This is a genomic window from Methanobacterium sp., from assembly GCA_030017655.1.
In the GTDB taxonomy this organism is placed as follows: domain Archaea; phylum Methanobacteriota; class Methanobacteria; order Methanobacteriales; family Methanobacteriaceae; genus Methanobacterium_D.
This window is the reverse complement of the sequence record JASEIM010000011.1, coordinates 34,821-48,257: the sequence shown is the minus strand read 5'-3', so window position 1 is coordinate 48,257 and position 13,437 is coordinate 34,821. Positions and strand designations below refer to the sequence as shown.

General features: G+C 32.3%; 14 protein-coding genes. 12 read left to right on the top strand and 2 right to left on the bottom strand.

The features are described 5' to 3' along the window. Positions 1-30: 30 nt before the first annotated feature. Complete coding sequence (locus QMD61_06440; GenBank protein MDI6724268.1) at positions 31-594, top strand: ZPR1 zinc finger domain-containing protein; 564 nt, start codon at positions 31-33, stop codon at positions 592-594. 146 nt (positions 595-740) lie between these two features. On the opposite strand, the gene QMD61_06435 is transcribed toward QMD61_06440, so the two are convergent. Beyond that, positions 741-1,133: a hypothetical protein gene (locus QMD61_06435; protein ID MDI6724267.1), complete on the bottom strand. Its 393-nt coding sequence runs from the start codon at positions 1,131-1,133 to the stop codon at positions 741-743. Between the two features lie 534 nt (positions 1,134-1,667). Beyond that, complete coding sequence (gene nadC / locus QMD61_06430) at positions 1,668-2,504, bottom strand: carboxylating nicotinate-nucleotide diphosphorylase (GenBank protein MDI6724266.1); 837 nt, start codon at positions 2,502-2,504, stop codon at positions 1,668-1,670. A 112-nt stretch (positions 2,505-2,616) separates the two neighbouring features. On the opposite strand from nadC, the gene rnz reads away from it, so the two are divergent. From rnz to QMD61_06375, 11 genes are all read left to right on the top strand, one after another. Then, positions 2,617-3,525 carry a ribonuclease Z gene (rnz, locus tag QMD61_06425; GenBank protein ID MDI6724265.1) on the top strand — a complete coding sequence of 303 codons (909 nt, stop codon included), beginning with the start codon at positions 2,617-2,619 and terminating at the stop codon, positions 3,523-3,525. Between the two features lie 85 nt (positions 3,526-3,610). Further along, positions 3,611-4,366, top strand: coding sequence for a mechanosensitive ion channel family protein (locus tag QMD61_06420; GenBank protein ID MDI6724264.1), 756 nt, complete (start codon positions 3,611-3,613; stop codon positions 4,364-4,366). Between the two features lie 72 nt (positions 4,367-4,438). Beyond that, positions 4,439-5,044 carry a sortase gene (locus QMD61_06415; protein MDI6724263.1) on the top strand — a complete coding sequence of 202 codons (606 nt, stop codon included), beginning with the start codon at positions 4,439-4,441 and terminating at the stop codon, positions 5,042-5,044. 325 nt (positions 5,045-5,369) lie between these two features. Further along, positions 5,370-5,621: a 4Fe-4S binding protein gene (locus QMD61_06410; protein ID MDI6724262.1), complete on the top strand. Its 252-nt coding sequence runs from the start codon at positions 5,370-5,372 to the stop codon at positions 5,619-5,621. Between the two features lie 462 nt (positions 5,622-6,083). Continuing rightward, entirely contained in the window at positions 6,084-6,335 is a 252-nt protein-coding gene (locus QMD61_06405) for a 4Fe-4S binding protein (protein MDI6724261.1), read from the top strand. An 11-nt stretch (positions 6,336-6,346) separates the two neighbouring features. After that, positions 6,347-6,895 (top strand): hydrocarbon binding protein (contains V4R domain), encoded by a 549-nt coding sequence (locus QMD61_06400; GenBank protein ID MDI6724260.1) that lies wholly within the window; start codon positions 6,347-6,349, stop codon positions 6,893-6,895. After that, positions 6,895-7,818, top strand: coding sequence for a F420-nonreducing hydrogenase (locus QMD61_06395; GenBank protein ID MDI6724259.1), 924 nt, complete (start codon positions 6,895-6,897; stop codon positions 7,816-7,818). The genes QMD61_06400 and QMD61_06395 overlap by 1 nt, the downstream gene beginning before the upstream one ends. Beyond that, the gene (locus tag QMD61_06390) at positions 7,815-9,263 is read left to right on the top strand and encodes a Ni/Fe hydrogenase subunit alpha (protein MDI6724258.1); all 1,449 of its coding nucleotides are present in this window, start codon (positions 7,815-7,817) and stop codon (positions 9,261-9,263) included. The genes QMD61_06395 and QMD61_06390 overlap by 4 nt, the downstream gene beginning before the upstream one ends. Positions 9,264-9,479: 216 nt before the next feature. After that, entirely contained in the window at positions 9,480-10,721 is a 1,242-nt protein-coding gene (locus tag QMD61_06385; protein MDI6724257.1) for a roadblock/LC7 domain-containing protein, read from the top strand. A gap of 274 nt (positions 10,722-10,995) precedes the next feature. Next, positions 10,996-11,961: a replication factor C small subunit gene (locus QMD61_06380; protein MDI6724256.1), complete on the top strand. Its 966-nt coding sequence runs from the start codon at positions 10,996-10,998 to the stop codon at positions 11,959-11,961. 2 nt (positions 11,962-11,963) lie between these two features. Continuing rightward, entirely contained in the window at positions 11,964-13,412 is a 1,449-nt protein-coding gene (locus tag QMD61_06375) for a replication factor C large subunit (GenBank protein ID MDI6724255.1), read from the top strand. Positions 13,413-13,437: the final 25 nt, after the last annotated feature.

Sequence of the window (13,437 nt, the reverse complement as noted above, 5' to 3'; positions counted from 1 at the left end):
TCTATTTTAAAAATAAAGGAGTAATTTAAGTTGACAGAGATGAAAGGAGATTGTCCAGTTTGCCAATCAAAAGGATCTATGGAATTCAAATCTAAAAATGAAAAGATACCCTATTTCGGTGAAGTATTAGAATCAACAGTCCACTGTTTTAAATGTGGATATAAACATTCAGATATGATATGCCTTGAGCAAAAAGACCCTGTAAGATATTCTCTCTGGATAAATAAGGATAATTTAAATGCTCGAGTTGTAAGATCTCAATCTGCAACTGTTAGCATACCCGAATTAGGATTGAAAGTAGAACCCGGGCCTAAATCACAGGGATATGTATCAAATATTGAGGGAATAATAATTAGGTTTGAAGATGCTGTTAAAACAACATTAAACTTTGTAGAGGATGAAGAATCCAAAAACAATGCTCTGAAAATATTGGAAAATTTAGAAAAAATTAAAAAAGGGGAACTGGAAATTGAAATAATAATTGAAGATCCCTTTGGGCACAGCATAATTATTCATGATGATGCATCTAAAAGAGAATTAACACAGGATGAAATAAGGAGTCTAAAAACAGGTTTTATTACATATGAAAAATAATTGTGAAATATAGCTAAACAGGTTTTTTAATGACTACAGGCATATTAGCCCTTATTCTGGGCTTAATTTTAATTATAATTTATATTGCCGTTAGATACGGTCGTCTTTACCTTAAATCTACCAGAAAAAAATGAAGATATTTGATATTAATATAATGTATCTTCAACATCTTTTAATTTCAATGTTCTTCTGACATCAAGGCTTAATGCATCACAATCAGCTTTAATAGCATCTAAATGCTTTAATATCCTTTCTTTTTCTTCATTTATCCTTTCAACATTCTTATAGGGATATATAGATTCTTTAAGCATTTCATATTCTATTGTGGTATAAGGATACTCATTTAATTGCTTGCAGACCTTTTCCAGGACTTCTCCAAGGAATTTGTTCATTTCGACCTTTACTCGTTCTCTGATCATTTTGTCGCTGTCTAAATTTTGTTTCATTAGCCTTACAACCTCAGCTTTTGCAAATGGTAATTCTTCAGCTTCTTCTTGAGATTCTACTTCTTCATTTTCATTTATTTCTTCATTGTTCATTTAAATCCTCCAATTATTCCTCAAAAAATCTGTGAAAATCTTTGATTTTCACGCCACAAAAACAAAGTTTTTGTTGGCTTAGATTTGTTTGGACGCAAAACAAAGTTTTGCAAGTTTCAATAATGGGGGTTATCAAATGCTCTGCATTTGAAACATCAAAATCTTGATTTTGAGTGTTTCAAAATTCATTCTGAATTTTGATAACTCCAAAAGATTTTCTATTTTGGGGTTCAGGAACTATCAAAACTACAATTTTCGAAAGCCATAGGAAGCTTCACTTCACTAGCAAATTCTTAATTTGTAATATTTGTTCTCAACCCAAATAATAATAATTGAGAATGCTGTATGTAAAAGATTATGGCATATAGTTTCATTTTAAACATTGACACTTATAAATCTAATGTTAAATAATGCTCTTCTTTTGAAGAATTCAATAAGTGCATTTAAATTATATACACCTTGAATTATAATTATCTCTAAAATAAGATGTGATAAAATAAAAATATAAAAGATCAATTATTTTTATTTGATATTCTATTCTATAATTATTTCCAAGCTCATATCAAGTGACTTTGCAGAATGGGTAATATAACCGGTAGAAATAATATCAACAGTTGTTTTAGCATATTCTACAATATTATCTGGAGTTATTCCTCCTGAAGCCTCAATTAAAACATTTTTTCTTAAATTTTTTGATTCAAGGGAAGATAAAACTTTTTTTACTTCAACAGGCTTCATATTGTCAAGCATTATAATATCTGCACCATTTTGGGCTGCGTATACCGCATCATTTAGGTTTTCAACTTCTATTTCGATTTTTTTGGTAAAACTAACGTTTTTTCTGGCTTTTATCAATGCTTCCTTAACATTACCTACAATTGCAATGTGATTATCTTTTATCAAGACACAATCATCCAGTCTGAATCGATGTGTATCTCCTCCACCATCTTTAACTGCACTTTTCTCAAAAAACTGTAATCCGGGGGTTGTTTTACGTGTGCAGGCTAATATTAGGTTTTCATTGATCTCACGTAATTTTTCAACGGTTTTAAACGTTAATGTTGCGATGCCACTCATTTTCATAAGAAAATTGAGAATAGTACGTTCTAAACTTAATATTAACCTGGCTTCTCCAGTAATTTCCATGATTATATCGCCATTTGTTATATTATCTCCATTTTCCTTTTTAAATGACCCTTTAATGTTAAATTCATCGAGTAAGATTTTCACAACATCAATACCTGAAATAATGCCATCTTCTTTGGCTATTATTTTCCCTCTGGCTTCTATGCCTTTTTCAATAAGTGCATTGGTGGTTATATCTTCAAAACCAATATCCTCATAGACCATTTTCTTTAAAATATCCCTCATATTTATCCCTATTTAGATATATAAGATAAAAGATATAAATATTAACTGTAAAGTCATGCTTTAATCAATTTTTAAAATTAAGTAATCTAAAATTTATTTTGAAGGTAAGATCATGGAACTTATATTTTTGGGCACATCATCAGCAATTCCTACAAGTCATAGAAGTCACTCCGCAATAGCCTTAAAGGCATTTGGAGAAATTATGCTGCTGGACTGTGGTGAAGGTACTCAGCTTCAAATGTCAAAAAGTAAAATAAGCCCCATGAAAATCACCAAAATATTTTTAACTCATTTTCATGGAGATCACATACTCGGACTTCCAGGGATAATTCAATCAATGGCTTTTAGGGGAAGGAAGGAACCGTTACACATATTTGGCCCTAAAGGGCTTATTCCACTTATTAACAATGTGAGAAACTTTGGATATTATTCCTTAACATTTGAGATATATATGCATGAAATTAGTGAAGGAACCATTTTAGAAGAAGAAAATTATAAGATAAGCTGCTGCCCTATGAAACACAGTGTTTTAAACTTTGCCTATAAAATTGAGGAAAAAAGAAGACCGAAATTTATTAAAGAAAAAGCTTTATCACTTGGTGTTAAGCCAGGCCCTGATTTTGGAAAACTACAGCAAGGAATACCTGTAGATGTGGAAAATAGAACAATTATGCCTCATCAGGTCCTTGGAGAAGAAAGAAAAGGTAGAATAATTGTTTATTCTGGTGATACAAGTCCAACTGAGCAGATGGTGAAATTTGCAGAAGGTGCAGATATTTTAATACATGAATCGACATTTGAAGGTACTTATGAGGATAAATCTTACGAAACAGGTCATTCCACATCTAAACAGGCCGCACAAATTGCAAAGAAAGCTAATGTTAAAAAATTATTCTTAACACATATAAGTACAAGATATAAGAAGTCAAATTCGCTTGAAGCTGAAGCAAAAGAGATTTTTAAAAATTCTGAGGTTGCAGAAGACTTCATGCATGTTGAGGTTAAACGAAGTATGGATTGAATATTAATGACCAGTTTCATTTCTTTAACTAAAATATTTAACTGATGGCAGAAATAATATCAGAAAAATAACAGGATAATAAATAATGACAATAGACTCATTTCTATCAAGTATAGAGATTTATGATATTATTGTAATTGCAATAACACTAATAGTGGGTTTTATAATAATTAGATGGTTTACATATTTCCTTAAAAAAACAGGAACCCGGCTGGATGTAGATGTAACACTAATTCAAGTCCTCAGGGAGATTATTAAATATACAATTATTGCAATTGTCATAACAGTGATTCTTAAACAATTAGGGATAGACATAACTGCAATTGCTTTAAGCTTTGGGATTGTAGGTATTGCTGTTGGGTTTGCTGCCAGAGATATAATAGCAAATTTCATTTCAGGAATGTTTGTAATTGCAGATAAAAGTTTCAGAGTTGGAGATATTATAGAAGTATCTAATAAAAAAGGAAAAGTTATTAAAATGGGTTTAAGGCTCACCACAATACAGACATACGATAAAAAAATTATCACGGTTCCTAATTCTATTTTTTCCACAAATCCTTATATAAATTATACTGGATCTGATTTAAGGAGAGTAGATTTAGATATTACAATACCCTATGAGGAAGAACTTGAAAAAACACTTAAATCTCTTGAAAATGTGGCTTCAAAATGTGACTGGGTCTTAAAAAAGCCAAAACCCAAAGTCATAGTTAAAGAGCTTTCTGATGTAGGAGTTAAATTAATGCTTTGTATATGGATAAATGACCCATGGAGGGTAACGGAATCAAAATCATTGCTTGCAAAAGAAGTAAATAAAATATTGGTAAATAAAAATGCTTAATATAAATTAATATCTTTATAGTTTATATTATGTGGTGAATAAATTACTATACTAAGATAATGCGGTGCTTGAATGCGTAAGTATAAATTTTTATCAGTAATAGTTATTTTAGCATGTATTTTAATAGCTTCAGGTATAATTATTGTAGCTTATGAGAAATCTTTGGAATTGAACGCTGCTCGAGCCAGTATAGAAACATATAAAATTAAAAAAAGTGCACCTGTGGACATATTAGATCCTACAATTATAAAAGGTAATACAAACTTTATCAGTGCTAGATTAATAATTCCAAAAATAGATGTAAATGGAATCATACGCTCCGATACTGTTAATGGATATAACACTGTTTACCATTATCCTGAAAGCGTTCTTCCGGGTCAAAGTGGAGAATGTGGCTTATTAAGCCATAGAACAAAATATTCTGGGTTATTTGGTAAACTTGGTTCTCTTGATGTGGGGGATGAAGTCATAATAAAGGATTATATTGTATCCAAAAAATATGTTTACAAAGTAACTTCCAATGGTAAAGACATAAGATGGGATTACAAAGAGAACCCTATTCAATTTGAACAGAATGGAGAAGCACGATTACTGCTCATTACATGTTATCCGCCAGGAAGAAAGCAGGCAGCATATATAACTCATTGTAAACTGGTATCTACAAGTCCATTAAAATAATTCTATTTTTGTTTAGTTAATAATTATAATCAATTTAATGTTTATTATAAAATAATATAATTTTTTAAAAAATAAACCCCAGTAAACATTAATTCTTTAAATAATAATCTATTTAATTTTATTATCTCATAAAATTTATTATTACTAACTATCAGAATTAAGAATCCTTATCGAAACCTATAATAGTAAAGAAATTTCATATATGGATTTTTCCAAAAATGATTAAATTTGTGGAATTATTTTTTTAAGTTTTAATGGAACAATGAATTAATTAAATTAAAAGAATATTTCCAGAGACTCTAAAGAAAAAATTGGACTGATTAACATGGCAAAAGTAATAGTAGACGAAGATGCATGCGTTGGGTGTGGATCATGTGTTGAAGATTGCCCCCTTAACGTGTATGAACTGGATAAGGAAAATGGAAAAACGGTTGTAGTGAATGAAGTGGACTGTATGGCGTGTCTTTCATGTCATGAAATTTGTCCTTCTCAGGCACTGGAACATGAAGATATACATGTGGCTAAAAGACTTTATATCGACAGAAAAGTAAGTAGAGCTTTAGAAAAGATAATATAATAAAATATAATTAGTGAATGTTCTGTTATAATGCAATAAGGATTTTCATAATTCTTGTCATAAAAAGGGATGAATTTTGTAAAAAAGGTTATTTTAATGTTCATTGCAAAAATAATGTAATTATATTTTAAATCAAGATTATAAATATTATAATCTCCCTTTTAATCTTTAGATATTATTTGATCAATGAATATTTAATATAATAACCTTATACATTATTATTTTTAAAAATTAAGCTAATTCTTTTATTATCTCGTAATAATTTCTTATTAATTTGTTTTAGAAGTTATAGAAAATTAATATAAACCCTTAATAGTAAAAAGAGTCTATATAAGATATAAATATTTAAAGTCTAATGTTAATAACCAAAAAAAGGGAATAAATCATTAATAAAGTCCTTATAGGATTCCAATTCATTTTTTAACCAAATAAAGGCAATAAAGGAAAAAATGAGGAGTTTAAATGGTAAAAATAAAGGTAGATGAAGAGGCATGCGTTGGATGCGGATCTTGTGTTGAAGATTGTCCAAACGATGTGTATGAACTGGATAAGGAAAATGGAAAAACGGTTGTAGTGAATGAAGTGGACTGTATGGCGTGTCTTTCATGTCATGAAATTTGTCCTTCTCAGGCACTGGAACATGAAGATATACATGTGGCTAAAAGACTTTATATCGACAGAAAAGTAAGTAGAGCTTTAGAAAAGATAATATAAGGGGATTTATAATGGAAATTGAAGATATAAGAGGAAATTTTAAACCTGAATTAATTCCTAAAGAAACTGGAGGAGACATTGACGATTATGAAGAAGCTCTGCACGTTCTTATGAAATTTATAGGATCTATGTCCAGTGCATTAGAGCAAGTTTCAGGTCGTGGAGCCAATGCTATTGTTTATCAGGCTGGAAAAAGAATGGGACATGAAGCCGGTAAATTAATGGAAAAAACAGACGATGTCGAAAAGGCTCTTTGGGAAATGGGCGATGTATTAGGTAAAGAATTTTATTTTGAAATGTGGAAGCCATCTGGTCAGGATGAATATACAATTGAAGGCAATGGTGAAACATCTGTAAAACTTTTATTTAGTGATTGTGTTGTAAGACAGGCACTTAGAAGAACAGGACTGCCTCAAAAAGGGCCATTATGCTATCTTTTATATGGATATATGGTTGGAGCAGTAGAAGAAGTTATGGATATCAAAGGAAAACTAGATATAGATCACATAGGACCAAATGCATGTCTTAAGACCCTAACTATAAAATGGGGTGGTAAATAATGGTTAAAATTGCAATGGAAGCACTTGCAAGCTGTGCAGGATGTGAAATTTCCATTCTTGATTTACACGAGGATCTACTAAAGATACTAGAAAAAGCAGATATAGTTTATTGTCCAGTATTAGTAGATGCTAAAGAAATACCTGATGATGTAGATATTGCAATAGTTTCTGGTTCTATTAGAAACGAAGAAAATAAAGAAAGGCTTGAAGAACTAAGAAACAAATCAAAAACACTAATAGCATATGGAACTTGCGCATGTTATGGTGGTATTACAGGAATGGCGGACTTATTCAATCCTGAAGAGGTTACATCACGTACTTACACAGATAATCCGAGTACTGAATCTGCTGAAGTACCTTCAGAAGTAGTACCTAAGTTACTACCTATCGTTCACCCTGCAGGAGATTTTACAGAAGTTGATTATTATATTCCAGGATGTCCTCCTAAGGAAAAATTAACAGGAGACATATTAATACCTCTAATAAATGGAGAAACTCCAGATGTTCCTAAAAAGACTGTATGCGCCGATTGCCAGAGATGGATGGACCACGTTGAATTTGATAAAATCCACAGAAGAGTTGAAGGAGACCCTGATCCTCAGCAATGTTTCCTAAGCCAGGGATATGTATGTCTTGGTTCTGTAACTCTTGGAAGATGTGGTGCACTTTGTACACAGGCTGGAGTTCAATGTCATGGATGTGGAGGTCCTTCATTAGACATTCTAAGAGAGCCTAGCCACGATGTATATAATGGAGTTATTAAAAGGATTGCACACCTTTCTAAAATGCCGGAAAAAGATGTTGAAAAACAGATGTATGATATGGGGCATTTAATTTATGGATTCGTTATTGGAAGCACAATAATGGAGGAAAAACTGGTTTCTAAGATTCCTCAATTGGTTAAGAAAGAGGTGAAAAGATGAAAAATATAGAAATTAGTCCTGTAACCAGAATTGAAGGACATGCAAAAATCACGGTTCAACTGGATGATTCTGGAAATGTTAATGATGCTCATTTTCACGTTATGGAAATAAGGGGTTTTGAGAAATTTTTAGAAGGAGCCGCGGTAGAAGAAGCACCACGTATCACTCCTCGTATATGTGGTATATGCCAAACAGCGCACCATTTAGCTTCAGCTAAGGCTACAGATCAGGTTTTTGGATTGCAGCCACCAGAAACAGCTAAAAAATTAAGGGAATTAATGCTTCTTGGCCAATACATTCACTCCCATTCACTTCACTTCTATTTCCTGGGAGCTCCTGACCTTGTAATGGGTCCTGAATCTGATCCTGCACTTAGAAATGTCGTTGGAATTCTTAAAAATGATCCTGCACTTGCAAAAATGGCAATTGAAACCAGAAAAATCGGTCAGGTAATAACAAGTGCGGTTGGAGGTAAACCAATCAGTCCTGTTACAGCCATACCTGGAGGTCAATCCAAAGGAATAACCGAAGAGGAAAGAACTAAACTATTAGAAGAAGCTAAAAATGCTGTAGGGCTTGTTGAAAAAGGTGTTGAAGTAACTAAGCCATTATTCGAACAATACAGTGAAGCAATAGAACTTTTAGGCCCTGTTGAAACTCATTTCGGTGCTTTAAGTAATAATGGTAATATTGAATTTTACGATGCGCCAGCTAAAATCATTGATAAAGATGGTAACTCTGTTTATGAATTTAATGCAGACGATTACTTAGATTACATTGAAGAAAAAGTACAGCCATGGTCATATCTTAAATTCCCATACTTAAAACAAATAGGATTCCCAGAAGGAAATTACAGAGTAGGACCACTTGCCAGATTAAACATAGCACAGAATGTTCCAACCGAAAAAGCATCAGAATTATTTGCAGAATACAAAGAAAAATATGGAATAGCTCAAAATCCTCTTCTGTATCACTATGCACGTCTGATAGAATTAATGTATGCATCTGAAAAAGCTGTAGAACTTCTTGAAGATAGTTCAATAACAGGTACAGATTTAAGACAGGGTATTTCTGAGCCGTTGATGACCAAAGCTGAAGCAAAAGAATCCAGCGAAATCAGGAGGGGAGTTGGAATGATTGAAGCTACCAGAGGAATTTTAATCCATGATTATGAAACAGATGCAGCCGGATTTATAAAGCGTGCAAACCTCATAGTTTCAACAGGTCAGAACAACCTTTCAATGGATATAGGCGTAAGAGAAACAGCTAAAGCCATGATAAAAGGTGAAGAAGTTTCTGAGGGCCTTAAAAACCAGCTTGAAATGATTATAAGGGCTTATGACCCTTGTCTTTCATGTGCTACTCACATGATTAATGGAGAATCACCATTACTTGTAGATATACATGATAGCAATGGGGAACTTTTAAAGAGACATATATTATAGCTAAAATGCTTTAATCTCTATTTTTTCATTTTTTAAACTAGATTTCTTTTTTTCAGATATTTAAACGCTTATTTTCAATTAGAGGATTTTTAAAATATTTCAATTAAATATCTATCTTAAATAATCCATGTTGGATTTAAATATAGTTTTGAGATATATTAATAAGCATAAACATAAAAAATAGATAGAGTTTTTGCATAATATCAAAGTGGTTATATGGACTCAAAAATTGAAACTCAGTTAACTAAAATATTAATTGATTTAAATAAGATTGAGGGTATAGAAGGTAGTTTAATAGCTGACGGTAATGGAGATATTATTAGCCACAGTATGTCACAGAATTCTGATATTGCTCTTTTTGGTCCGATGGCACATGTAATTACAAGTTCATCGAAAAGACTACTTAATTCGGCCAATCAAGGGGAAATAGAAGGAGTATTGGTGGAATCAGAAGGAGGAAAGGCTCTTTTTTTACATCTGGAAAATGTGCATTTTATTATATTGATGAATATTTCAGCAAATATAGGTTTGGTAAGGATTTCAGCTAAAAGATCTGCAGATGAAATAGTTAAACTCACAAAAGATCTGATCCCTTCTGAATCATTAGAGGAAATTCCTGCCCCAATCCCTGAAAAAACAGAAATTGACAAACGTATAAAAGTCGAAAACATTAGTAAAGAAGAGGCTGCTGAGATAGTTGATGAACTGGTTGAAACTGAAGGAGTAAAAGAAGCATTCAGCAAAGTTACAGGAACTGAAAACGTAGAGGATATATTAGAGTCAGAAGAAGTTAAAGCTCTGGATTCTAAAGAAGCTGAAGAAGAACTTGCAAAGATGCTTGAATTAGAATCTCTTCATGGAGAAGAAACAGGTGAAGGGTCAGAAATAACAGAAAAATTAGAAACTGAAATTTCAGAGTCTCAAGAAGAAATTAAAGAAGAAGCTTCAGAGTCTTCTGCTCCTCTTCCAGTTATCAGACCTCCGATTTCTTTCCCTGATTTACCGAAAAATGTCATAGTTCCTCAGGGAGATAAAGAGAAGTCGGAACTAATTTTAGATATTTATGAAGCCATATTTTTGGCGATGTCAATTGGTGCAAGTAAAATTATGGGGGTAGCACCAGCAAGAGGGCTTATAAGAAGATTTTTACCTGTTGAAGATTGCAAAAGTCTTTTAAAAGATGTTGAAGTGGGAAGCAACTCTGCAATTGATTTTGATAAAATAAGAGAAAATGCGGAGAATATTCCTTTAGATGAAAGAGCGAATACACTAATAACTGATTTCAGTAAAATAATTGATATTATAACAGAAAATTATGGTAAAGTAATGGGATATGGTGCTTTTAGAGGGATAGTCAGGGCTGAATTCAAAGTAATTAATGCATCTTATGGAGAAGCTATAACAGAACTTGGAATTAAAGATAAAACTCATTCTGAAATAAGAGAACTTTTTAAATAAGGTTAGATGAATTAATTTTTTAAATCCCTGTAAATCAAAGTTATTTACAATTTTTTAGGTTAATTATATTTTTAATAATAATTTAAAAGATACTGAAACATTTTGTTATCATTTATTAATAACAATAAATTTTATACTTCCTATTACAAATCCATATTGCAGACTAAAAACACAGCTTATAATCAGATTGAATATTTTTATAATTTTTTATCACATTTTTTTACCTGAATTTTTAAATTTATGTGATAATCAGGAAAATACAAACGGTGATTAAATGAATGGACCATGGGTTGAAAAATACAGACCAAGTAACCTTGATGAAGTAGTAGGTCAAGATCATATTATAGAACGACTAAAAAAATACGTAAATGAACAGAGCATGCCAAATTTAATGTTTACAGGTCCTGCAGGGGTTGGAAAAACAACAACTGCAATTGCCCTTGCAAAAGAAATTTTAGGAGAATACTGGAGACAGAACTTTTTAGAGCTAAATGCATCAGATGCAAGGGGAATAGATACAGTAAGAACAAATATCAAAAATTTCTGTAGGTTAAAAGCAGTAGGGGCTCCATTCAGGATAGTTTTCCTTGATGAAGTGGATAACATGACCAAGGATGCACAGCACGCTTTAAGAAGGGAAATGGAGATGTACACAAAGACTGCATCATTTGTATTATCTTGTAATTATTCTTCAAAGATCATCGATCCAATTCAGTCAAGATGTGCAATCTTCAGATTTGCACCTGTAAAAGGAACACAGATCATCCACAGACTTGAAAAAATAGCAGAAGCCGAAAATCTAAATATCAAAAGAGAGGCCATTGAAAGCATAGTTTATTTTGCAGAAGGGGATTTAAGAAAAGCAATAAATATTCTTCAAGCATCAGCATCAACTACAGATGAAATTACTGATGAGAGTATTCATGAAATCGTATCCAAGGCAAAACCTCAGGATGTACGTAAAATAGTAAAAATGGCTTTGAATGGAGATTTTTTAGGGGCAAGGGATCTTTTAAGAGAAGTAATGGTTATTCAGGGTACAAGCGGGGAAGACATGATTACACAAATTTATCAGGAAATTTCGCGCATGTCAATGGAAAGCATGATTGAAGAAGATGTATATGTTGATTTAATTCAAAGCATTGGAGAATACGATTTCAGGATAAGGGAAGGATCTAATCCAAGAATTCAGCTTGAAGCTCTCCTTACCAAATTTTTATTAAAAGGAAAGGCAGATTAAAGATGTTGTGGACAGAAAAATATCGTCCGAAGAACTTTGATGAAGTTCTTGGGAATTTAAAGGCGAAAAAGGAAATTCTTAAATGGGTTGAGGAGTGGAAGGCAGGTAATCCTCAAAAGTGCCTCTTTCTTTTAGGCCCTCCAGGTACTGGTAAAACCACATTTGCACAATTAATTGCGAAGGAATTCTCTGATTCTGTTGAATTAAATGCAAGTGATAAACGATCATATGATGCCATAATGAGTACTGTAGGGGAGGCATCATCTTCAATGACCCTATTTGGTGGTAGATTAAAACTAATAATCCTTGATGAAGTTGATGGACTTCATGGAAATGATGATCGGGGCGGTTCAAGAGCTATTAATAAAATATTAAAGGAAGGGAGCCAACCGGTTATAATGATGGCTAATGATCCTTACAGTAACAGAATCAAGAGCTTTAAATCTAAATGTCAGGTTATAACTCTCCGAAAAGTACATACGAACTCAATAGTTTCTTTTTTAAAGAAGATATGTATAAAAGAAGGTGTTGAATTTGAAGAACATGTCTTGAGAGAACTTGCCAAAAGATCACGTGGAGATTTAAGGTCTGCAATAGGAGATCTCCAAATTATAGCACAGGGAGAAGAAAAGATCACATCTGAAGACCTTAATCTTATAGCTCAAAAGGATGAGAGGTCTAATATATTTGATGCTGTGAGAACCATCTTAAAAAGTAAAAATCCAAATAGAATTAAAGATTCTATGCGGCAGGTGGAAGCTGATCCAGCCCTTTTACTTGAAATGGTTATAGAAAATATCCCCCGTGAATATGAAAAGAAGCATGAAATAGAGGAAGCTTATGAAATGGTTTCTCAAGCTGATATTTACCTTGGAAGGGCTTTTTCAACACGTGCATACACATACTGGAAATATGCTTATGATTTTATGAGTGTAGGGGTTGCTTTATCAAAGGATGAAACCTACAAGAAGTTTGCAAGATATGCAAATTCATCAGTTTACACCATGCTTTCAAAAAGCAGAAGTAAAAGAGATTTACAAAACAGAGTCGCGGAGAAGATAGCTGAAAAACTTCACACCTCAAAAAAGGTGGCGATTTCCCAGTTTCCATACTTTGAAATCATGTTTCAGGATAATGAAATTGCATATAATATGATGATGTATTTTGGGCTGGAAGATGATGAAGTAAAGCTTTTTAGATCAAGGAAGGTTAGAGCACCCAAAAAAACTAAAACAAAGGCTAAAAAAGAGAAAGAATCAAAGGATGCATTAAAAAGCACTAAGGCTAAAAAAACCTCTAAGACAACTAAAAAGAGCACAAAAAAATCTTCAAAAGATGAGAATTCACCAAAAATAGAAAAGAAAGCTAAAGACGATTCAAATAACTCAAAGAAAAAAGATGAAAATGGTACTAATGGAGCCAAGCAGACTTCGTTGTTTAGTTTCAAATAATATTTTTTTTAAAAGAAGAATTTTA